The following is a 20,333-nucleotide window of genomic DNA, read 5'->3' on the forward strand; positions in this document are numbered from 1 at the left end:
TAATGCTCATGTGGTGGTAGCCGGGCGCAAGATGATGGGGTCGCGTGGCCAAAGGTAGATTGCGGCGCCGGCTCGAAGCGATCGACGAGAACCTGGCCGCCAAACCCGACAGCGCACTCGTCGACTATCTGCGCATCCCGGAGAAGTTCGTCAGTCCGGGCCGGCGTATCGCACGCCGGCTGCTCTATGCCTTCGCGGCGCTGTTCGCCGCGGTGTTCATCGTCTATCTGGATCGCGACGGCTACCGGGACGTCCGCGAAGGCGGACTGACCTTCCTGGACTGCCTGTACTACGCCACGGTGTCACTGTCGACCACCGGCTACGGCGACATCACGCCGTTCACCGAGACAGCGCGACTGGTCAATGTCCTGGTCATCACGCCACTTCGGGTGGCGTTCCTGATCGTGTTGGTCGGTACCACCGTGGAAACGCTGACCACGGCATCGCGCCAGGCTCTCAAGATCCAGCGTTGGAGGAACAGCGTGCGTAACCACACCGTCGTCATCGGCTACGGCACCAAGGGCAGGACGGCGGTGGCCGCGATGGTCGGTGACGGCGCCGCGCCGGCCGACATCGTCGTCGTCGACACCGACCAGACCTCGCTGGACCGGGCCAGCGCCGCGGGTCTGGTGACGGTGCGCGGTGACGCCAACAAATCCGACGTGCTGCGCTTGGCCGGTGCCCAGCACGCGCATTCGATCATCGTGGCGACCAACAGCGACCCGACCGCGGTCCTGGTCACCCTGACCGCCCGAGAACTCGCCCCCAAGGCCAAGATCATCGCCTCGGTGCGCGAGGCCGAGAACCAGCATCTGCTGCGCCAGTCCGGGGCCGACTCGGTGGTGGTGTCCTCGGAGACCGCCGGTCGACTGCTCGGCATCGCGACCAGTGCGCCCAGCGTCGTGGAGATCATCGAAGACCTGCTGACTCCCGACGCCGGCTTCGCGATCGCCGAGCGTGAGGTCGAACCCAAGGAGGTCGGCGGGTCCCCGCGCCATCTGCCCGACATCGTGCTGGGCGTGGTCCGCGAGGGCAAGCTGCTGCGCGTCGACGACCCGAACGCCGACGCACTGGAAACCACCGACCGGCTGCTCTACGTCCGCAGCGCCGGAGACTGAGCCAGTGGCCTTCCGTCTGCGCAACATCCCCCTGCTGTCGCGTGTCGGCGCCGACCGCGCCGACACGCTGCGCACCGATATCGACGCCGCCATCGCGGGGTGGGCCGATGCGCTGCTGCTGCGTGTCGACAACCGCAACCAGGTACTGATCGCCGACGGCCGGGTCGTGCTCGGTGCGGCAACCGAATTCGGCGACAAGCCACCGGCCGACGCGGTGTTCCTGGGCCGGATCGAGGACGGCCGCCATGTGTGGGCGGTCCGGGCGGAGCTGCAGGCGCCCGAGGACGTCGAGTCCGCGGTGCTGGATCTGCGCCGCGCCGGGCACGTCTTCGACGACGTCAGCGCGCAGTTGGTCGCCTGCGCCACCGCGCTGCTCAACTGGCATGACCAGGCCCGGTTCAGCGCGCACGACGGTTCGCCGACGCGGCTGGCCAAGGGCGGCTGGTCGCGGGTGAACATGCTGACCGGTCACGAGGAGTTCCCGCGCATCGACCCGGCCATCATCGTGCTCGTCCACGACGGTCACGACCGTGCGGTGCTGGCCCGCCAGACGCTGTGGCCGCCGCGGCTGTTCTCGTTGATCGCCGGATTCGTGGAGGCCGGCGAATCGTTCGAGTCGTGCGTGGTGCGTGAGGTCGCCGAGGAGATCGGTCTGTCCGTCACCGACGTGGAGTACCTGGGCAGCCAGCCCTGGCCGTTCCCGCGCTCGCTGATGGTGGGCTTCCACGCCATCGGCGACCCCGAGCAGGAGTTCACCTTCCACGACGGTGAGATCGCCGAAGCGGCGTGGTTCACCCGCGCCGAGGTCCGCGAGGCGCTCGATCAGGGGGACTGGAGCAGCGACTCACCGTCGCGGCTGCTGCTGCCTGGGTCGATCTCGATCGCCCGCGAGATCATCGAATCCTGGGCCGCCGAGGACTAAGGCTCGCCCACACCGACAAACGGGCGCGAAAGGTCGAGAAGGCGGGGCCATTTCGTCGATCTCGGCGCGAAAACTAGTTCGCGAGCTTGGCCTGAACCTCTTTGAGGCTCGGGTTGGTCAGCGCGCTGCCGTCGGCGAACTTCACCGTCGGCACGGTCTGATTGCCGCCGTTGACCGACATGACGAACTTGGCGGCGTCGGGATCGACCTCGATATCGACCTCGGTGTAGGGAATTCCCGCTGATTTCAGCGCGGTCTTGAGGCGGCGGCAATAGCCGCACCACCCCGTCGTGTACATCGTGAGCTGGGAATCGCTGGCACTCATAAGTGCTTCAACCTAGCCGAGCCCGTCGGCATGCCCGCAACCGGCGCGGCGCTCACCGGGAAATGTCGCCGCCCCCTGACAAGATGGACGCCATGCCGGTGTCCACAGACCATCTGACCGGCCTGGACGAGGAACAGCGCGAAGCCGTGCTGGCCGCGCGCGGGCCGCTGTGTGTGCTGGCCGGCGCGGGCACCGGCAAGACCCGCACCATCACGCAGCGCATCGGGCACCTGGTGGCCAACGGCCACGTCGCGGCCGGACAGGTGCTTGCGGTGACGTTCACCTCCCGCGCAGCGGGGGAGATGCGGGCGCGGCTGCGGGCCATGGACGCCGTGGCCGGGTCGGGTGCCTCGGTGGCCGCGGTGCAGGCGCTGACGTTTCACGCCGCGGCCCGCCGCCAGCTGCACTACTTCTGGCCGCGGGTCGTCGGCGACACCGGATGGCAGCTGTTGGACTCCAAGTTCGCCGTCGTGGCTCAGGCCGCCAATCGATCCAAGCTTCAGGTCAGCACCGACGACGTGCGCGATCTCGCCGGTGAAATCGAGTGGGCCAAGGCCTCGTTGATCAGTCCGGAGGGCTACGCCGCCGAGGTCGCCCGCAATGGCCGCGACGTTCCGCTGGACGCCGCGAAAGTGGCAGCGGTGTACGCCGCCTACGAGAAGCTCAAAGCCAACCGCGACGGCATCGCCCTGCTGGACTTCGACGATCTGCTGCTGCACACCGCCGGCGCCATCGAGAACGATCCGGCCGTCGCCGAGGAGTTCCGCGACCGCTATCGCTGTTTCGTGGTCGACGAGTACCAGGACGTCACCCCGTTGCAGCAGCGGGTGCTGTCGGCGTGGCTCGGCAACCGCGACGACCTGACCGTCGTCGGGGACGCCAACCAGACCATCTACTCGTTCACCGGGGCCTCGCCGCGCTACCTGCTCGACTTCTCCCGAAAGTTCCCCGAGGCCACCGTCGTGCGCCTGGAGCGCGACTACCGCTCCACGCCGCAGGTGGTGTCACTGGCCAACCGGGTGATCGCTGCCGCCCGCGGCCGGATGGCGGGCAGCAAGCTGCACCTGGTCGGCCAGCGCGACCCGGGCCCGTCGCCGACCTTCCACGAACATCCCGACGAGGTCGCCGAGGCCGCCGCGGTGGCGCGCTCCATCAAGAAACTCATCGAATCCGGAACTCCCGCAGCCGAAATCGCGGTGCTCTACCGCATCAACGCCCAGTCCGAGGCGTACGAGGAGGCGCTGACGGCGGCCGGCGTGCCGTTCCAGGTGCGCGGCGGTGAGGGGTTCTTCAGCCGGCAGGAGATTCGCCAGTCGCTGGTGGCGTTGCAGCGCGCGGCGGACCGCGATCCCCAGGGTGAGGTGCCCGCCGTGGTCCGTGCGGTCCTCGAACCGCTGGGACTCACCGACGAGGCGCCCCAGGGCACCAAAGCCCGCGAACGCTGGGAAGCGTTGACCGCGCTGGCCGAACTCGTCGACGACGAAGTCGCCGCCCGCCCGCAGTTGGACCTGCCCTCGCTGATGGCCGAGTTGCGGCTGCGCGCCGACGCTCGCCACCCACCCACGGTGCAGGGCGTCACCCTGGCGTCGCTGCACGCCGCCAAGGGTTTGGAGTGGGACGCGGTGTACCTCGTCGGCGTGGCAGACGGCACTCTGCCGATCTCGCACGCCCTGGCGCACGGCCCCGACAGCGAGGCGGTCGAGGAGGAGCGTCGCCTGCTCTATGTCGGAATCACCAGGGCGCGAACACATTTGCAACTGAGCTGGGCGCTGGCCCGCACCCCGGGTGGCCGGCAGGGGCGTCGCCCGTCACGGTTCCTCAACGGCATCGCGCCGCAGACCCAGGCCGAACCCACCCCGAACAAGCCGCGCAGGCAGCGTGGCGCCACACCCCGCTGCCGGGTCTGCAATGCGGTGCTCAGCACGCCACCGGCAATCATGTTGCGGCGCTGCGAAACCTGCTCGGTCGACATCGACGACGAGCTGCTGGGTCAGCTCAAGGACTGGCGATCACGCACGGCCAAGGAGCTGAAAGTCCCTGCCTACGTGGTCTTCACCGATAACACGCTGATCGCCATCGCCGAGTCGCTACCCGCCGACGACGCAGCGCTGGTCGCCATTCCCGGCATCGGGGCGCGCAAGCTCGAACAGTTCGGGCCCGACGTGCTCGAGCTGGTGCGTGCCCGCCAGTAGCTCAGGCCTTCACCAGTTTCGGTGCTTGCCAGGTCCCGTTCAGCGCGTCCGGCTTGGGCCAGTACAGCCGCATGACCGCGGTGAACGGTCCCGCCGGGGCAGGCAGCCAGTTGGCTTCCTTCTCCGGTCCCGGTGAGGCGTTCTGGACGTAGATGGTCAGGCTCCCATCAGGGTTCTTGACCAGGTTGGGCAGCATCGGCGAGTTGATCAGGTACCGGTTGATGGGGTTTTCCACCAGCAGGCTTTCCGGCATCTTGTACATCGTCACCGACCAAAACGCGTTGACCGGCGGCAGCTGACCGGCCGGGAATGTCAGCGTGTAGTTGTTGGCCCCGGTCAGAGGCTGCCCGTCGGCGTCGGTGCTGAGGCTGGGGTACATCGCCTCGGCCTTGGAGTTGCCGTAGATACCCAGCACCGCACCGGCCATCCGGTAGAGGTAGTTGCCCTTGAGTTCGTCCTTGGTACCGAACAGGTCGCCGGAGGTGACCTGTCCGGTGACCAGCTTGTCCTTCTTGAAGGTGTCCAACTCGGCCCAGGCGTCGGCCATGCCGTCGGTGATCGCCGTGCGCATTTCCGGGGTGAGCGTGTCGGCGTTGAACGTGCCCTCGGAGCCAATCCCGATGGTGGCGAACCGGTCCCGCGCTTCCTTGTCCGACGGCAGCACCGGGGCGTAGCGCAGCGCGAAGTTCATCAGCTCGAAGAACTTCGGCGAGGTCTTCTGCTCGTCGGGGCTCAGCGGCACCGGGAAGTCGACGGGCGGGGCGGCCGCCGGGGCCGGCTGGTTGAGGAAGGCCGACAACGGCTGCGCGGTGTAGCCGGCCTGGATGTTCTTGACGTTGTCCAGATCGTCGGGGCCGAACAGCTGGGTGCGGTAGATGGCCAGCGCGAAATCGGTGTCGGCGCGAATCACCTCGTTGATGCCCTCGGGCTTGTCGCCCTTCCAGCCCGGCCCGGCCAGCAGGTAGGTGCCGCCGCTGTTGCCGGTGGTGCGGCTGCCGAGGTAGGCGAAGTTGTAGGTGTAGCCGTCGACGAACTGCACCGAGAAGTAGCGGTCCTGCCCGATCGGCGGGATGGTCAACACCAGCGGCTCGGTGCGCAGGTCGGCGCCGAGCATCGAATACGGGGTGTCGGAGTTCGGCGTCTGGACCGCGGTGTCGGCCGGTGTGTAGACGCGGGCGATGCTGTGCACCTGGTTCCAGTCGCCCTTGTACTCCGGGCTGTGCGAGTCGACGAAGTAGGAGTACTGGATCCGATAGCTGTCGACCATCGGGAAGCCGAAGATGTAGGCCTCTTTGGCGATCGCTCGCGCCTGCTCAGGCGTCACGGCACCCCCGGTGGTGGTGGCGGGCGGCGCTGAGCTCGCCGTCTCCTTGGGCTTGTTCGCGCCGGAACAGCCGGCGGTCATGGCGATCAGCAGGACGGCAGCGAGGATGGCGCGTGACTTCACCGCACAAGGATGCTTGATGAGCATCCTTGTGCGGTGTATTTCGCAGCGCTCAGCTCAGCGCGGCGAGGGCAGCGTCGTAGTCCGGCTCCTGGCCGATCTCGGGCACCAGCTCGGTGTAGGTGACGGTGCCGTCGGCGCCGACGACCACGACGGCCCGGCCGAGCAGGCCGGCCATCGGCCCGTCGACGATGGTGACGCCGTAGTCCTCACCGAAGCTGCTGCGGAACGCCGACGCCGAGACGACGTTCTCGATGCCCTCGGCACCGCAGAACCGCTTGAGTGCGAACGGCAGATCCTTGGACACGTTGACCACCGGCACTCCGGTGGCGGCGGCGCGCTCGTTGAAGGTCCGCACGCTGGTGGCGCACACCGGGGTGTCCACCGACGGGAAGATGTTGAGCACCACGGCTTTGCCGCTGTACTGCCCGGTCTCGACGTTGCCGAGGTCGGTTCCGGTCAGGGTGAACTCGGGAGCGGCGGCGCCGACGGCGGGCAGCTCTCCAACGGTGTTGATCGGGTTTCCACGCAGGGTTATCTGTGCCATGAGCACTAGTTTGTCAGCCTCACCTAACCGCCTGGTGATCGGGTGACCTGATCGCAAAAGCCCTGCTCAGAAAATCGCTTGTGGCGAAATCGGGTAGGCTTTATCCTCGAAACCGCAATCTGCGTGTGCTGATCAATGGCCCGCAGCGACGTGTTGAGAGGAGGGTCGGACGATGAACATCTACACCGGTGACTTCGGCGTAGCCGCCATGGCGCATCGTCCGTGGACCTCCCACGCTATTGCGGCGGCCCATGCCGCCGCTGCCCAGCGCAAGCGTCGCGCCAACGCCGCCCCGACCCTCGCGTCCGTGGACAGGAGCTTCATCTAGGAAAGCTCCCAGACACAGCCACTGGCCACGGACCCGAAGTCAAAGGATCCGTGGCCAGAGTTTTTCCACACTCTTCCTGGCCCGGATCCCACAAGAGATACCTACAGCCACACGACCAGGAAGCAGGTGACGGACATGTCGGCACTGACAGTCCGAAAGGAAAAGCTGCCGGTGTTGCCGTGCCACGTCGGGGACCCCGACCTGTGGTTCGCTGAGAGCCCCGTAGAACTGGAGCGCGCCAAGGTGCTCTGCGGGGACTGCCCGATCCGGCGGCAGTGTCTTGCCGCCGCACTGGATCGCGGTGAGCCATGGGGTGTTTGGGGTGGCGAGATTATCGAGCGGGGCACTGTCGTGGCCCGCAAGCGTCCCCGCGGGCGTCCCCGTAAGGATGTGATCGCGGCCTAGGCAGCCGTTGGCTGACCCGGACCCGCACTGCGCGGGTTCGGGTCAGTCGAAGCCGGGGACCAGTTGCTCGGTCAGCGCCTTGGTCGGCACATGCGCGTCGAGCTGGGCCGAGATCGCGGTGATCGAGGCGATCACCCGCAGCGGAATCGCAAGTTTGGCAGGCAGATCCATCGCCCGCGCGGTCTTGATCTGCTCGGCGGACACCGACATGTTGGCCGCGGCCATCTTCTGCAGCCACCGGCGGGTGTAGTGGAAGACCTCGACTTCCATCGGCTCGACGTACTGGCGCAGCATGTCGTCGATCTCCTTGGCCGAGACCTGCTCGCCCTTCTGGATGAAGCCGACCTTCTCCATCGTGGGCAGCAGCTCGTCGTAGTTCTTGTCGCGCGCCAGCCGGATGATCTGTCCGAGTTCGATGGGAAGACCGTCGGGCAGCGGAGCCACCGCACCGAAGTCGATGACCGCCATCTTGCCGTCGTCGCGCAGCATGAAGTTGCCCGGGTGTGCGTCGCCGTGCATCATCCCGACCCGAGCCGGCGCGCCGAGCGTCAACTCGAGAAGTCTTGTGCCACAAAGGTCTCGCTGATCGACGGTGCCCGAGCGGATGATCTGGGACATCGGCACACCGTCGACCCATTCGGTGATCATCACCTTCGGGGCACTGGCCACCACGTGCGGGATGACGAAGTGCGGGTCGCCGTCGTAGCCCTTGGCGAACGCCCGCTGGTTCTCAGCCTCTAGGCGGTAGTCCAACTCCATCTCGGTGCGTTCGATGAGTTCGTCGACCACACCCTGCACGTCGGCGCCGGGGGAGAGCTGCTTGAACACGCTGACCATGCGCTGCATGGTCTTCAGGTCGGCGCGCAGTGCCTCGTCGGCACCCGGGTACTGGATCTTGACGGCCACGTCGCGGCCGTCGTGCCACACCGCCCGGTGCACCTGGCCGATGCTGGCCGACGCGATCTGCTCGTCGTCGAAGGAACTGAACCGCTCGCGCCACTTCGTGCCGAGTTGCCCGTCGAGCACCCGGTGCACCTTGGCGGCCGGCAGCGGCGGGGCATCCTTCTGCAGTTTGGTCAGCGCTTCGCGGTAGGGCTCCCCGAACTCCTCGGGGATCGCGGCCTCCATCACCGACAGCGCCTGGCCGACCTTCATCGCGCCGCCCTTGAGTTCACCGAGAACGGTGAACAGCTGATTGGCGGCCTTCTCCATCAGCTCGGCGTTGACCTCGTCCCGGGACTTGCCGGTCAGTCGTTTTCCGAAGCCCAGGGCGGCCCGTCCCGCAAAGCCGACCGGGATGCTGGCCAGCTTGGCGTTACGGGCGGCGCGGCCGCGCTTGATGTCTGCCACCCCACCATCATCCCCGACGGCGCAATACTGGCAACCACCGATGTCAGCATTGGCAGCGCGGATGCCGTGACCAGCGACGAGCTGAGATCGTGTTCTTGCTCACGTCGACTTCCAGCGTGGTGTTCAGCGTGGCCGGCGGGTCCCCGGCGGCCTCGGTGCCGCGCACGGCGGTGATGATCCGCTGCAGTTGGGCCAGGGCCACAGCAACGGTGGCCAGCACAGTCGGGTGATCCGCGGTTCCGGTCACATCCCGCAGCTGCGCGGCCACCGCGGGCCAGGCGGCGTCACGGTCGGCGCGGTGCAGGTCGGCGCATGCCAGGCAGCTGGTCACGCCCGGGATCACCAGCGGGCCCACCAGGCCGGCCCCGTCACGCACCCGGACCGGCAGGTGCGGCACTCCGGTGGCGTGCAGGTCGCGGACCACGCGCGGGTCGGCGACCAGGTAGTCGGCGAGCACCACCATGTCCGCACCGGCCGCCGAGACGACGGCGTTGGCGTGGCTGCTGTGCGCCACCCGGGCACCCGAGCACCGCAGCGCGTCGAGGAGAAGATCCGACAGCGGGCCGCAGCCGTGCACCCGGATCGACAGTGCGTGGGGAGCGGCGCGGCCGGTTCGGTGCCGGAGCACCCCGGCGCTCAGCAGGGCGTCGAGCAGGTCATCGAGGGCGCCGCGATCGTGGAATCCATGCCTGCCGGCCAGCCGCTGCAGCGCCTCGTGGTCCAGTGGCACCTGCAGGCCGCGCAGCAGTGCGGCCAGCTCCGCCGACCCGACCCCGTCGGGTGGGCGAACCAGAACGGCCCGCCGGGGATCCCAGCCCACCTGGACCGCGCCGTCGGGTCGCAGCAGTACCGGCATCGCCGGGTCGAGCGCATAGAGCCGGCCCATCCGGCGAGGATGGCATCCCGAGGGTGCCGCCCGGGATCAGCTATCCACAGGCCCGTCGTCGTCGCGCGACTTCTCGTCCTCGGCCCGTCTGTCGGCCTCCTCGGCCTCCGTTGCCTTCTGGAATTCCTCGATCGCCGCGTCGATATCCAGGTTGGCGGTGTCACCGCCGATGACGCGGTCGATGAACCCGGCGGGCTCGTCGAGGTCCTCGGCGCGGGGCAGCAGATCCGGGTGCTGCCACACCGCGTCGCGGGCGTCGATCCCGGCGGCCTGGGTGAGGCGCTCCCACAAGTCGGCGGCCTCGCGCATCTTGCGCGGCCGAAGTTCCAGCCCGACCAGGGTGGCGAAGGTCTGCTCGGCGGGCCCGGCGGTGGCCCGGCGCCGGCGCAGCATCTCCGAGAGCGCCGCGGTGCCCGGGATGCGGTCGCCCAGCGCCTCGCTCACCACGGTCTGCACCCAGCCCTCGACCAGGGCCAGCATGGTCTCGAGGCGTTCGAGCGCAGCGGTCTGTTCGGGGGTGGCTTTCGGCTCGAACATGCCCTGGCTGAGCAACTGCTCCATGGCGGCGGGGTCGGTCAGCGAGGCCGGGTTGAAGCCTTGGGCCAATTCCTCGATGCCGCTCATATCGATCTTCATGCCCTTGGCATAGGACTCGACGGCGTTGAGCAGCTGGCTCGACAGCCACGGAACGTGGCTGAACAGGCGGTGGTGGGCCGCCTCGCGGGCGGCCAGGAACGTCATGACCTCGCTGCGTGGCTGCTCGAGCCCCTCCGACAGCGCCTCGATGGCCTCGGGCAGCAGTGCGGCGACACCCTTGGGTCCCAGCGGCAGGCCGATGTCGGTGGACGTCAGCACCTCGCGCGACAGCTTGCCCAGCGCCTGGCCCAGTTGCGAGCCGAACGCCATGCCGCCCATCTGGCTCATCATCGCCATCAGCGGGCCGGCGATCGCCTTGGCCTCCTCGGGCAGCGCCGACACCCACACCGACGAAATCTGTTCGGCCATCGGGTCGCACAGCCGCTTCCAGGTGTCCAGGGTGTTGTCCACCCAGTCGCTGGGAGTCCAGGCGACGGCGCGGGTGGCGCCGGCGGGCAGCGCCGTGGCGCCGTCGAGCCACATGTCGGCGAGGTGGACGGCGTCGGCGATCGCCGAGGCGGTGCCCTCCTGGATCGGTGCGACGAACCCGATCGAGTTCGACGCCAACTGGCGGGCCAGGTCGTAGTTGACCGGGCCGCCGGATCCGCCGGCCATCGCGCCGCCCGCGCCGCTGAACATCTGGCCGAGGCGGGTGAAGATCTGGCCGAGGTCAGACGGGTTGAAGTCGCCGCCGCCGAACCCGAACGGGTCGTTGCCGGCGGAGTCGCGGTCCTTCTTCGGCTGGTCCCGGTCGGGGTCGTCGCCAGCGGAGAAGCCGAAGGGCAGGTCAGCCATAGCTCAACCGTACTCATCCGCCACGACGGTCGGGTAACTGGCGATCACGCTGTCAGTGAACCGGCCCGTACTCTTGGCGGCGTGAACAGGCGGATTCTGACGCTGGTGGCTGCGCTCGTGCCGATCGTGGTCTTCGGTGTGCTGCTGGCAGTGGTGACGGTGCCCTACGTGTCGCTGGGCCCGGGCCCGACGTTCGACACCCTCGGCGAGGTCGACGGCAAGCCGGTGGTCGACATCGAGGGCACCAAGACGCATCCGACGTCGGGGCATCTGAATATGACGACGGTGGCCCAGCGCGACGGCCTGACGCTGGGGCAGGCGCTGACGCTGTGGGTGTCCGGGCGCGAACAGCTGGTGCCGCGCGATCTGGTGTTCCCGCCGAACAAGTCCCGCGAGGACGTCGAGAAGTCGCAGAGCGCCGACTTCAAGCAGTCGGAGTTCAGCGCCGAGTACGCCGCCCTGGGGTATCTGAAATACCCCGAGGCCGTGCGGGTCGAGAAGGTCAACGATCCCGGCCCGTCGGCGGGGAAGTTGCAGGTCGGTGACGCCATCGACGCCGTCGACGGCACCAAGGTCGCCAACGTCGAGCAGTTCACCGCGCTGCTCAAGGCCACCAAGCCCGGCCAGGAGATCGTCCTGGACTACCGCCGCAAGAACGCCCCGCCGGGTTCGGCGAAGATCACGCTGGGCAACAACGAGGACCGCGACTACGGCTACCTCGGGGTGGCCGTGCTCAATGCGCCGTGGGCGCCGTTCAGCATCGACTTCAACCTGGCCAACATCGGCGGGCCGTCGGCGGGCCTGATGTTCAGCCTGGCCGTCGTCGACAAGCTGACCACCGGCGACCTCAACGGCTCGAAGTTCATCGCCGGCACCGGAACCATCAGCGAGGACGGCAAAGTGGGCCCGATCGGCGGCATCACCCACAAGATGATGGCCGCCCAGGAGGCCGGGGCGACGGTGTTCCTGGTTCCGGCCGACAACTGCGACGAGGCCCGCTCGATGCGCGACGACTCGATGGAACTGGTGAAGGTCGACACCTTGAACTCGGCGGTCGACTCGCTGCACACGCTGACCTCCGGCGGGCGTCCGCCCAGCTGCTGAGGATCGCGGTAAACCGGTTGTGCCGCGGTGATGCGTAGAGTTGGGTCCGTACTTCTCCCGACAGCGTGTGACCGCTGCCCGAGACGAAACAGGAGCCTGACAGGTGAGTATGCGGCCCGCTGCCAGGATGCCGAAGCTGACTCGGCGTAGCCGAATCCTCATCGGTGTCGCACTCGTGGTGGTGGTCCTGCTGTTGGTAGGTCCCCGCCTGATCGACACCTATGTGGACTGGTTGTGGTTCGGCGAGCTGGGCTACCGCTCGGTGTTCACCACCGTGCTGGTCACCCGGCTGGTGGTGTTCCTGGTAGCCGGCCTGCTGGTCGGCGCCATCGTGTTCGCCGGGCTGGCGCTGGCCTACCGGACCCGGCCGGTGTTCGTGCCGACCGTCGGGCCCAACGACCCGGTGGCGCGTTATCGCACCGCGGTGATGGCACGGCTGAAGCTGTTCGGCATCGGGGCGCCCGCGGTGATCGGCCTGCTGGCCGGCATCGTGGCCCAGAGCTACTGGCCGCGGATCCAGCTGTTCCTGCATGGCGGCGACTTCGGGGTCACCGATCCGCAGTTCGGCAAGGATCTCGGGTTCTACGCCTTCGATCTGCCGTTCTACCGGCTGGTGCTGTCGTTCCTGTTCGCCGCGGTGTTCCTGGCGTTTCTGGCCAATCTGGTCAGCCACTACATCTTCGGCGGCATCCGGCTGGCCGGACGCACCGGCGTTCTGAGCCGCCCGGCGCGCATCCAGCTGGTGGCGTTGGTGGGTGCGCTGGTGCTGCTCAAGGCCGTCGCCTACTGGTTCGACCGCTACGAGCTACTCAGCCACACCCGGGTAGGCAAGCCGTTCACCGGTGCCGGCTACACCGACATCAACGCGGTCCTGCCGGCCAAGCTGATCCTGATGGCGATCGCGGTGATCTGCGCGGCGGCGGTGTTCTCGGCGCTGTTCCTGCGCGACTTGCGGATTCCGGCGATCGGCCTGGTGCTGCTGCTACTGAGCTCGCTGATCATCGGTGCGGGCTGGCCGATGATCGTCGAGCAGATCAGCGTCAAACCCAATGCGGCGCAGAAGGAAAGCGAATACATCAGTCGCAGTATCACCGCGACCAGGCAGGCCTACGGCCTGACCAACGAGAGCGTCACCTACCGGGACTACAGCGGTAACGCGCCCGCCACCGCCCAGCAGGTCGCCTCGGACCGGGCCACCACGTCGAACATCCGGGTGCTGGATCCCACGATCATCAGCCCCGCGTTCACCCAGTTCCAGCAGGGTAAGAACTTCTACTACTTCCCCGATCAGCTCTCGATCGACCGCTACGTGGGTCCCGACGGCGGTCTGCGCGACTTCGTCGTCGCCGCACGCGAACTCAACCCCGACCGACTGATCGACAACCAGCGCGACTGGATCAACAAGCACACCGTCTACACCCACGGCAACGGTTTCATCGCTTCCCCGGCCAACACGGTGCGCGGAATTGCCAACGACCCCAACCAGAATGGCGGGTACCCGGAGTTCCTGGCCAGCGTCGTCGGGGCCAACGGCAGCGTGATCTCGCCGGGGCCGGCACCGCTGGATCAGCCGCGTATCTACTACGGCCCGGTGATCGCCAACACGGCCAACGACTACGCGATCGTCGGCAAGACCGGCGCCGACCGCGAGTACGACTACGAGACCAACACCGAGACCAAGAACTACACCTACTCCGGCACCGGTGGTGTTCCGGTGGGCAACTGGCTGGCCCGGACCGTGTTCGCGGCTAAGTTCGCCGAGCGGAACTTCTTGTTCTCCAACGTGATCGGGGAGAACAGCAAGATCCTGTTCAACCGTGATCCCGCGCAGCGGGTGGAGGCGGTGGCGCCGTGGCTGACCACCGACTCGACCGTGTACCCCGCGATCGTCAACAAGCGGATGGTGTGGATCGTCGACGGCTACACCACGCTGGACAACTACCCCTACTCGGAGTTGACGTCGCTGTCCTCGGCGACCGCGGATTCCAACGAGGTGGCGCTGAACCGGCTGGCCCCGGACAAGCAGGTGTCCTACATCCGTAACTCGGTGAAGGCCACCGTCGATGCCTACGACGGCACCGTCACGCTGTACGCGCAGGACGAGTCCGACCCGGTTCTCAAGGCGTGGATGAGCGTGTTCCCCGGCACGATCAAGCCGAAGGCAGATATCTCCCCGGACCTGGCCGCGCACCTGCGCTACCCCGAGGACCTTTTCAAGGTGCAGCGCATGCTGCTGGCCAAGTATCACGTCGACGACCCGGTGACGTTCTTCTCGACATCGGATTTCTGGGACGTGCCGCTGGACCCGAACCCGACCGCCAGCAGCTACCAGCCGCCGTACTACATCGTGGCCAAAGACCTTGCCCGCAATGACAATTCGGCGTCGTTCCAGCTGACCAGTGCGATGAACCGGTTCCGCCGCGACTTCCTGGCGGCCTACATCAGCGCCAGTTCGGATCCCGATACGTACGGCAAGATCACGGTGCTGACCATCCCGGGTCAGGTCAACGGTCCGAAGCTGGCGTTCAACGCGATCAGTACCGACACCGCGGTCAGTCAGGACCTCGGTGTGATCGGCCGTGACAACCAGAACCGGATCCGGTGGGGCAACCTGCTGACGTTGCCGGTCGGGCAGGGCGGCCTGATCTATGTGGCGCCGGTGTATGCCTCGCCGGGTGCCAGTGACGCGGCGTCGTCGTATCCACGGTTGATCCGGGTGGCGATGATGTACAACGACAAGGTCGGTTACGGCCCGACGGTCAGTACCGCGCTCGACGGCATCTTCGGGGCCGGTGCGGGTGCCACGGCCACGGGTCCGGCTCCGGCCACTGGCCCGGGCGCCCCGGCGCCGGGCGCCAAGCCCGCTGATACGCCCGCAGGCGTACCGCCGCCGGGTGCGGCACCCGAGGTGCCCAGCCCGATCGCCGCGGTGCCTGCGGTGCCCGGTGGGCCGCCGACGGCACTCTCGCCGGCGAAGTCGGCTGCGCTCAAGGACATCGAGTCGGCGCTGACGGCAGTGCGTGATGCCCAGCAGGGCGGCAACTTCTCCGACTACGGCTCGGCGCTGCAGCGGCTCAACGATGCGATGAACGCGTACGACTCTGCCAAGTAGCCCCGGATGCGGGAACTAGTCGTACTGGGTACCGCCAGTCAGGTGCCGACCCGGTATCGCAACCACAACGGCTACCTGCTGAGGTGGGACGGCGAAGGCTTCCTCTTCGATCCGGGGGAGGGCACCCAGCGGCAGATGCTCTTCGCCGGGGTGGCGCCCAGCAGCGTGACGCGGTTGTGCCTCACGCACTTTCACGGCGATCACTGTCTGGGTGTGCCGGGAGTGCTACAGCGCCTGTCACTGGATCGCAGTGACCGTCCGGTCACCGCGCACTACCCACACTCGGGCCAGGTGTACTTCGAGCGGCTTCGGCACGCCTCGGCGTTCCATGATGCCGTCGAGGTCCGCGAGGAGCCGGTCAGTGGGCCGGGGCCGGTCGCGTCTGGTGCGTTCGGGGTTCTGGAAGCGATGCCGCTGGACCATTCGATCGAGGTGTACGGCTACCGTCTCGTGGAGCCGGACGGACGACGATTCCTGCCGGAATCCCTGGCCGCCTTCGGAATTGACGGCCCTGCCGTCGGGGAACTGGACCGGACCGGGTCGGTCCGGGTGGGTGAGAGGATCGTCTCAGCCGACGAAGTGAGTCAGATCAGGCGGGGCCAGCGGTTTGCGTTCGTGATGGACACCCGGCTGTGCGACAACGTGTATGCGCTCGCCGACGGTGTCGACATGCTGGTCATCGAAGCGACCTTTCTCGACGAAGATGAGCGCCTGGCAAGCGAATACGGCCATCTGACCGCCCGGCAGGCCGCTCGGGTGGCTCGCGAGTGCGGGGTGCGCCGGCTGGTGTTGACGCACTTCTCGCAGCGCTATCCCGACGCTGCCGAGCGGTATCGCGAGGAGGCTGCGCGCGAGTTCTCCGGGGACACCGTGGTGGCCGAGGACCTCATGCGTGTGCCGGTGCCCAAGCGGCGCTAGCGGTCTGTTTGGCCGACGCGCAACGCGATGTCCTGCTTCTGGCCGACGTTGGTGACGAAGGTGCTGGCGGCGGGTTGGCCTGGCACGCCGTCGAATTCGACGCGGGCCAGTACGGCGCCCTCGGTGAACAGCAGGACGGTGACGGACTTGGTGCCGTCGGGCGAGGTGCCCGACACCATGGTGCCCCCGCTGCCCACCGGGAAGGGTTGCGGCTGGCCGCCGGTCAGCGTTTTCGGCAGGTTCGTTTGTGCTTCCTGGAGCGCGGACGGGGCGGCCGCCGGATCGGGGAGTTCCGCGATGAGGATGTTGACGGCCTTCGTCTGGTCCTGATTGACGAGCAGCACTTCGGCACCAGTCTTGGCGTCCGGGTTGGGGCCCGCCGGCTGGGCGGTGTAGGTGTCCTCGGCCGAGGAGATGTCCCGGCCCTCGAGCAACAGGCGCGAGTAATCCTGAGGCTGCGCACGGGCCGTCGTCGGCGTGCTGGTGGCCTTGGTGGTGGTCGAGGGCGCCGCAGGCGTGAAAGCGGTGGAGGGGCTCGATGCGGTGGCCGGAACACCGGTCTGGCTGTCGCAGGCGGTCGCGCTCAGAGCCATCACGAGGGTCAATGCTGCGGTTAAGGTGCGGGGCGCTGAAATGTTGGTCATGTCTGTATCGAGACTGTCCGGTATCGCGGCGGGTTTCAAACCGTGCAGATCAGGAGCCTCTGAGCACTCGATTTGGTTGCATCGGCTGCCGTTGGGTAACGTTGTGTTTACCCGTCGCGGGGTGGAGCAGCTCGGTAGCTCGCTGGGCTCATAACCCAGAGGTCGCAGGTTCGAATCCTGTCCCCGCTACCAGGTAAAACGGCCCTCGGAGACCCCTCCGAGGGCCGTTTTCATGCCATTTGGGAACATATTTGGGAACATAAGGCTGTCTAACCATGGGTGCGGAGCAGCCCAAAGGGCGGTCAACGAGCGTTGAATAAGCGGTCTTGGGCTGTGGGTCGGATGTTTGCTAGGGTGGGGAGTGTTGGCGGACGCCGTGCCTACTGCTGTTGCCATTCCCGCCGTTAAGCGGGGTGAGACCTACTTACGCCCGCGCTGCCACTGCCACACGGCATGGTCCAAATTCGTTGGCGACATACCCATCTCCTTGGCAGCGATCGTCACGATCTCCAGCGCAAACGCGGGTGTCACCGCGCGCCGTGGCAATCCGAGTGCATCCGCCACGAACCGGCAGATCATCCGATCCGGCTTCACGCCTTCGATGCCGGCGAGCATCTGCATGTAGTGCCAGGTAATTCCGCTGCGTTGACCGGTCACCGCGCACCATGCGCGACGCAGACGATCGAGCCGCAGCTCGTCGGTGGCGGCGTCAACCAGTGCACCGGTGGTCTCGACACCGTCCGCCGCGAGCACGCGGGCAGCATCCTGGATCGCCTCGGACTTCAGCACACCACCGCGAGTGGAGGTGCGGTTGCGGTTGCCGACCTTCCTCGCCCAGCCCTCCGGTCCGCCCAACTCGTTAAAGGTGGCCAGCAGCTCCGGGACGCCGTCAAGGTTCGGCTCACCGCCCTGTTCGCGACGGTAGCTTCGGTAGCGGGCCACCACGCTCTCCACGCTCGAATACGTGACACCGGTGGACTGCACGCTATCGATTACGCACAGCGCCAAGCCGTCGCGGTAGCCGTCCGGCGCCTTGGCGCCTCGGAACTGCTCGCAAGCAGAGACCAGCGCTTGCAGTTGCTCGGCGGAGTGAGACATGGGCGCAAGCGTCGCACAATGCGCCCACGCTGAAGGCGAAACCGGTCTTTGGATTCGGCGCTTTGGTTCCGTCTGTCTGAGTCGACACGAACTTCACCAAGCTCCTGGGTGGTCGGGTTCGTCAGGCGGTCAATTCGACAGTGTTATCACCGAACTCAGCGACGATGCGCAGCTGCCCGCCCAGCGCGGCGACGTACGCCTGAAGCGTGCCCAGCTCGGTGTGCGACAGGTCGCCGCTTTCCAGCTTGGAAACGCGGGCCTGAGAGACCCCCATGAGGGCCGCGACGTCGGCCTGGCGGGAGTGACCCAGCGCTTTGCGGATCTCGGCCAGACGGTGCGCCTGGACGGCCTCACGCATCTCCTCGCGCGCAGCTCCGGCCCGCTCGGCATCCAGCGCACCCCGAGCGATCGCATCCGCGCGAATGTCTCGCCAGTTGCGCGCCATGGTCATCACCCTCCGTGCTCGGTCGCCAGCCAGCTCTCGAAGCGTGCGTCCGCGATCGGAATGTTCCTGTCGTACCAGCGCTTCCAATCGCCTGCCTTATCGCCGCCCAAGAGCAGGATCGCCTGCCGGGCCGGGTCGAAGATGAACAGGACGCGGATGCTAGTCCCGGCCGGGCGCAGCTCCTTCATGCTGTGAAACTTCGAGCCGTTCACCTTGTCGACGATCGGCCGACCCAGTGTCGGCCCCTCCAGCTCCAACAGGTCGATGGCGCCGGTGACCGCCGCCATCGTGTCCCTGTCGAGCGAGAAGAACCACTGTTCGACTTCGTCGAGCAGGATCACGTCCCAACGCTTCGACACCAGTATAACCTCTACGTTATATCGTGGGGTGGCAGATTCGCCGGAGCATCGTCGCTGCCGGTCCAGCTGTCGCCGAGCAGGAACGCGGCGGCTTGCTCGGCCGCTTCGCTGTCGTCGTTGTCGAGCACGTGGGCGTAGGTCTCCAGGAAGAAGCCGATGTTCGCGTGGCCGATGCGCTCGCTGACGATCTTCGGACTCACCCCGGCCCGCAGCGCCCCGGTGGCATAGGTATGGCGAAGATCGTGAAACGTGATGCGGGACAACCCAGCCCTGGCCGTCAGACGTTCGAACCGCTGGCGGATCGAATCCGGGTGTGGAGGACGTCCGTCGGGGTAGGTGAACACGAAGTCACCCGGGTGGTAGCCGTCGCCGAAGAACTCGCGCTCGGTGTCCTGTTGGGCGCGCCACTGCCGCAGGGCACCCACCGTCGTCTTGTCGATGGAGATGGTCTGGTCGGCGTTGCGGGTCTTGCCCCCGGCCTTATCGACGACCTGGCCACCGACGACCACCCGATTGTCGTGCACGGTCACCTTTCCGGCATCTAGATCGACCGCCGACCATTTGAGTCCGCAGATCTGGCCTCGCCGGATCCCGGTGGTCAACTCCAGGAGGAACAGTGCGGCGAAGCGGTCCTCGCGCACCGAGGCCAGGAAGGTCCGGATCTCCTCAGGTTTCCACACGTGCCGGCGGGTTCGTGGGTTGCGGGGCGGCTTGACGTTGCTCGCCGGGTTCTCGGAGATGTATTTCCAGGCGACGGCATCGGCGAGTGCCCGGTGCAGGAACGAATGAATGTTGCGGACGGTCTTGGGGGCCAGGCCTTGCGTCAGGGTCCGGGGAGTCAGGCCCGCCTTGTAGCGTCGGACGGCGTCCCGCGCGGCGTGGATGGAGGTGCCGCATGCCGTGGACAGCTCGCGAGGTGTCGGTGGCCGCTTGCCGCTGGCGATCAGCTTCGCCCAATGGGTGTACATCACCGCATCGTTGTTCGGTTTCACCCTGCCCTTGGCCAGCAGCATCGCGTAAAACTGCAGCAGTACCGGCTCATTGAGCGCCTGCAGCCGCTCGCCGCCGACGTGAGGGATGACGTACCACCGGGCATAGTCGCTCCAGCTGCGCCACGTGGAGGCGTCAAGCGCCGGCTGCACCGCCGTCAGCCAGTCGGTGACGAACTCACCGACTGTCTGCTGCGACGGCCGCACGATTCGGTTGCGATCGGCATCGCGCATCGCCTCGCGGCAGGCCTCCCACGCGTCACGCTCGGTGTCGTGGCCACCCTTCGTCACCCACGGGAACTGGCCGGTCGAGGGATCTCGCTGCGGCAGCCGAAACTTGTAGTACCACTTCGCGCCCCGCCGATACACCGAGCCCTTCATCACGCTCCCAACTCGCGCAGGCCTGCGGTTACCACGTAGATGCGTCCGCCGAGCCGACGGACCGGCAGCTCGCCCGAGTGGACGAGCCGGTAGGCCGCGGCACGACTGATTCCCAGAAGCTTCGCCGCGTGCGGTACCGCGAGGAGCAGGGGAAGATCGCTGAACACGTTATCTTCCAATGTAATTCACCACCTCTCACCGTGTCGATCGATTGACCAAGAACCCTGGCAACTGTGGATGGCGCGCGAGTTGGTGACGGTCCGCGGTCGACGGTCGCGGGGCTGGTCCTGCCGAGTTGAGGAGCGCCACGTGCCGTGGCGTGAAGTGGACCTCGC

20 protein-coding genes and 1 tRNA gene are annotated in these 20,333 nt (G+C 67.2%); 9 read left to right on the forward strand and 12 right to left on the reverse strand.

Features of this window, described 5'->3' with window-relative positions:
- The first annotated feature begins 44 nt into the window (after positions 1–44).
- Together OG976_RS20155 and nudC are read left to right on the forward strand one after the other, a co-directional pair.
- Positions 45–1,118, forward strand: a complete 1,074-nt coding sequence (locus OG976_RS20155) for a potassium channel family protein (protein WP_328352657.1) — start codon at positions 45–47, stop codon at positions 1,116–1,118.
- Positions 1,119–1,122: 4 nt separating this feature from the next.
- Positions 1,123–2,040 carry an NAD(+) diphosphatase gene (nudC, locus tag OG976_RS20160; protein WP_328352660.1) on the forward strand — a complete coding sequence of 306 codons (918 nt, stop codon included), beginning with the start codon at positions 1,123–1,125 and terminating at the stop codon, positions 2,038–2,040.
- 73 nt (positions 2,041–2,113) lie between these two features.
- Here the strand turns inward: nudC and OG976_RS20165 are convergent, their stop codons facing one another.
- The gene (locus OG976_RS20165) at positions 2,114–2,365 is read right to left on the reverse strand and encodes a mycoredoxin (protein ID WP_328352663.1); all 252 of its coding nucleotides are present in this window, start codon (positions 2,363–2,365) and stop codon (positions 2,114–2,116) included.
- A gap of 92 nt (positions 2,366–2,457) precedes the next feature.
- On the opposite strand from OG976_RS20165, the gene OG976_RS20170 reads away from it, so the two are divergent.
- On the forward strand, positions 2,458–4,557 hold the full coding sequence (locus tag OG976_RS20170; RefSeq protein WP_328352666.1) for an ATP-dependent DNA helicase UvrD2: 2,100 nt from the start codon (positions 2,458–2,460) through the stop codon (positions 4,555–4,557).
- A 1-nt stretch (position 4,558) separates the two neighbouring features.
- On the opposite strand, the gene OG976_RS20175 is transcribed toward OG976_RS20170, so the two are convergent.
- Both OG976_RS20175 and tpx read right to left on the reverse strand, forming a co-directional pair.
- A complete protein-coding gene (locus OG976_RS20175; protein ID WP_328363820.1) occupies positions 4,559–5,962 on the reverse strand; it encodes a DUF1254 domain-containing protein in 1,404 nt (467 codons plus the stop codon).
- Positions 5,963–6,053: 91 nt separating this feature from the next.
- Positions 6,054–6,548 carry a thiol peroxidase gene (tpx, locus tag OG976_RS20180; RefSeq protein ID WP_328352669.1) on the reverse strand — a complete coding sequence of 165 codons (495 nt, stop codon included), beginning with the start codon at positions 6,546–6,548 and terminating at the stop codon, positions 6,054–6,056.
- Between the two features lie 172 nt (positions 6,549–6,720).
- Between tpx and OG976_RS20185 the strand changes: the two genes are divergently transcribed.
- Positions 6,721–6,876, forward strand: a complete 156-nt coding sequence (locus tag OG976_RS20185) for a hypothetical protein (protein ID WP_328352672.1) — start codon at positions 6,721–6,723, stop codon at positions 6,874–6,876.
- 135 nt (positions 6,877–7,011) lie between these two features.
- The gene (locus OG976_RS20190) at positions 7,012–7,281 is read left to right on the forward strand and encodes a WhiB family transcriptional regulator (RefSeq protein WP_328352675.1); all 270 of its coding nucleotides are present in this window, start codon (positions 7,012–7,014) and stop codon (positions 7,279–7,281) included.
- Positions 7,282–7,323: 42 nt separating this feature from the next.
- Here the strand turns inward: OG976_RS20190 and OG976_RS20195 are convergent, their stop codons facing one another.
- From OG976_RS20195 to OG976_RS20205, 3 genes are read right to left on the reverse strand one after another with little or no spacing between them, the layout of a single operon-like run.
- Positions 7,324–8,673, reverse strand: a complete 1,350-nt coding sequence (locus OG976_RS20195; RefSeq protein WP_328363823.1) for a macrolide-binding ATPase MABP-1 — start codon at positions 8,671–8,673, stop codon at positions 7,324–7,326.
- Position 8,674: 1 nt separating this feature from the next.
- Positions 8,675–9,517: a TOMM precursor leader peptide-binding protein gene (locus tag OG976_RS20200; RefSeq protein ID WP_328352678.1), complete on the reverse strand. Its 843-nt coding sequence runs from the start codon at positions 9,515–9,517 to the stop codon at positions 8,675–8,677.
- 36 nt (positions 9,518–9,553) lie between these two features.
- On the reverse strand, positions 9,554–10,948 hold the full coding sequence (locus OG976_RS20205; protein WP_328352681.1) for a zinc-dependent metalloprotease: 1,395 nt from the start codon (positions 10,946–10,948) through the stop codon (positions 9,554–9,556).
- Between the two features lie 81 nt (positions 10,949–11,029).
- Here OG976_RS20205 and OG976_RS20210 point away from each other — a divergent pair, with 81 nt between their 5' ends.
- The 3 genes from OG976_RS20210 to OG976_RS20220 all read left to right on the forward strand — a co-directional run bounded on the left by OG976_RS20210 (position 11,030) and on the right by OG976_RS20220 (position 16,082).
- On the forward strand, positions 11,030–12,052 hold the full coding sequence (locus tag OG976_RS20210) for a YlbL family protein (protein WP_328352684.1): 1,023 nt from the start codon (positions 11,030–11,032) through the stop codon (positions 12,050–12,052).
- 103 nt (positions 12,053–12,155) lie between these two features.
- Positions 12,156–15,164: a UPF0182 family protein gene (locus tag OG976_RS20215; protein WP_328352687.1), complete on the forward strand. Its 3,009-nt coding sequence runs from the start codon at positions 12,156–12,158 to the stop codon at positions 15,162–15,164.
- A 6-nt stretch (positions 15,165–15,170) separates the two neighbouring features.
- Positions 15,171–16,082 (forward strand): ribonuclease Z, encoded by a 912-nt coding sequence (locus OG976_RS20220; RefSeq protein WP_328352690.1) that lies wholly within the window; start codon positions 15,171–15,173, stop codon positions 16,080–16,082.
- Here the strand turns inward: OG976_RS20220 and OG976_RS20225 are convergent.
- Positions 16,079–16,678 (reverse strand): hypothetical protein, encoded by a 600-nt coding sequence (locus OG976_RS20225; RefSeq protein WP_328352693.1) that lies wholly within the window; start codon positions 16,676–16,678, stop codon positions 16,079–16,081. The two genes, OG976_RS20220 and OG976_RS20225, sit on opposite strands and share 4 nt — an antisense overlap.
- 163 nt (positions 16,679–16,841) lie before the next feature.
- Here OG976_RS20225 and OG976_RS20230 point away from each other — a divergent pair.
- Positions 16,842–16,918, forward strand: a tRNA-Met gene (locus OG976_RS20230).
- 228 nt (positions 16,919–17,146) lie between these two features.
- Here OG976_RS20230 and OG976_RS20235 read toward each other — a convergent pair.
- From OG976_RS20235 to OG976_RS20255, 5 genes are all read right to left on the reverse strand, one after another.
- Positions 17,147–17,824: a hypothetical protein gene (locus OG976_RS20235; RefSeq protein ID WP_328352696.1), complete on the reverse strand. Its 678-nt coding sequence runs from the start codon at positions 17,822–17,824 to the stop codon at positions 17,147–17,149.
- Positions 17,825–17,945: 121 nt separating this feature from the next.
- Positions 17,946–18,275, reverse strand: a complete 330-nt coding sequence (locus OG976_RS20240; protein ID WP_328352699.1) for a helix-turn-helix domain-containing protein — start codon at positions 18,273–18,275, stop codon at positions 17,946–17,948.
- Positions 18,275–18,556 carry a type II toxin-antitoxin system RelE/ParE family toxin gene (locus tag OG976_RS20245; protein ID WP_236147731.1) on the reverse strand — a complete coding sequence of 94 codons (282 nt, stop codon included), beginning with the start codon at positions 18,554–18,556 and terminating at the stop codon, positions 18,275–18,277. Before OG976_RS20245 ends, OG976_RS20240 begins: the two co-directional genes overlap by 1 nt.
- A gap of 83 nt (positions 18,557–18,639) precedes the next feature.
- A complete protein-coding gene (locus OG976_RS20250) occupies positions 18,640–19,998 on the reverse strand; it encodes a tyrosine-type recombinase/integrase (protein ID WP_328352705.1) in 1,359 nt (452 codons plus the stop codon).
- On the reverse strand, positions 19,998–20,177 hold the full coding sequence (locus tag OG976_RS20255) for a helix-turn-helix domain-containing protein (RefSeq protein WP_244275375.1): 180 nt from the start codon (positions 20,175–20,177) through the stop codon (positions 19,998–20,000). Before OG976_RS20255 ends, OG976_RS20250 begins: the two co-directional genes overlap by 1 nt.
- Positions 20,178–20,333: the final 156 nt, after the last annotated feature.

It is taken from the genome of Mycobacterium sp. NBC_00419 (genome assembly GCF_036023875.1).
Taxonomy (GTDB): Bacteria; Actinomycetota; Actinomycetes; order Mycobacteriales; family Mycobacteriaceae; genus Mycobacterium.